Origin of the sequence: Promicromonospora sp. NPDC060204, assembly GCF_042728455.1 — a bacterium.
In the GTDB taxonomy this organism is placed as follows: domain Bacteria; phylum Actinomycetota; class Actinomycetes; order Actinomycetales; family Cellulomonadaceae; genus Promicromonospora.
The window spans coordinates 1-1144 of record NZ_JBHWZO010000480.1; the positions used below are offsets into that span (position 1 = coordinate 1).

Genomic DNA, 1144 nt, shown 5'->3' on the forward strand with positions numbered 1-1144 from the left:
CCCCGAGGGACCTGCACGTCTGACACATGCGGGGGCCTCGATTGCATAGGCTTCGGGACATGACGACACATCGACCGGAGCGGGGTGCGCCGTGGGTGGCCTGATGGGACTGCTGGACGACATCGCCGCGCTGGCCAAGCTCGCGGCGGCGTCCATCGACGACGTCGGCGCAGCCACGGGCCGTGCGACCGCCAAGGCGGCGGGTGTCGTCGTGGACGACACCGCCGTGACCCCGCAGTACCTGCGCAGCGTCGCCGCGCAGCGCGAGCTCCCGATCGTGAAGAAGATCGCGATCGGCTCGATCCGCAACAAGCTGATCTTCATCCTCCCGGCCGCGCTGCTGCTCAGCCAGTTCCTGCCGTGGCTGCTGCCGATCGTGCTGATGATCGGCGGCACGTACCTCGCGTACGAGGGCGCCGAGAAGATCTGGCACAAGATCTCCGGCCACAGCAAGGAGACGGTGCTCGCCGCCGAGGTCAGCCCGGAGGCCGAGAAGAAGCTGGTCGCCGGCGCCATCCGCACCGACCTGATCCTGTCGGCCGAGATCATGGTGATCGCGCTCGACGAGGTGGCCGACGAGACCTTCTGGTCCCGGCTCCTCATCCTCGTCGTGGTCGCGTTCGTCATCACGATCATCGTCTACGGCATCGTCGCGGCCATCGTGAAGATGGACGACGTCGGGCTGCGGCTCGCCGAGCGCGAGTCCCGGTTCTCCCAGACGCTGGGCCGCGGCCTGGTCAAGGCGATGCCGCGCGTGCTCGCCGTCATCTCCGTGGTCGGCACCATCGCGATGCTCTGGGTGGGCGGGCACATCCTGCTCGTCAACCTCGGCGCGGACGGCACGGGCTGGATCCCCGGGCCCTACGAGTGGGTGCACCACCTCGAGGTGGTCATCCACGACGGGGCCGGCGCGCTCGGCGGCACCCTCGGCTGGCTGTTCAACACCCTCTGCTCGGCCGTGGTCGGCCTCGTGGTCGGCGCAGTCGTGGTGGCCGTGCTGCACCTGCTGCCGTCCCGGAAGAAGGACGCCGAGGAGGCGCCGGCGGCGCACTGAGCCGCTGGGCGATCCTGACGGCGTGGCCGATCCTGACGGCGTGGCCGATCCTGACGAAGCAGGCCCCTGGTGCGCGGCGCACCGGGGGCC

1 protein-coding gene is annotated in these 1144 nt (G+C 70.1%); it reads left to right on the plus strand.

The genetic code is table 11. The features are described 5' to 3' along the window. Positions 1 to 103: 103 nt before the first annotated feature. A complete protein-coding gene (locus ACFWEJ_RS28810; protein ID WP_377232574.1) occupies positions 104 to 1054 on the plus strand; it encodes a DUF808 domain-containing protein in 951 nt (316 codons plus the stop codon). The last annotated feature ends 90 nt before the right edge of the window (positions 1055 to 1144 follow it).

Excerpts from the sequence above, each read along its gene's own strand:
- ACFWEJ_RS28810 (WP_377232574.1), top strand. The coding sequence starts at position 104 with ATGGGACTGCTGGACGACATCGCCGCGCTGGCCAAGCTCGCGGCGGCG.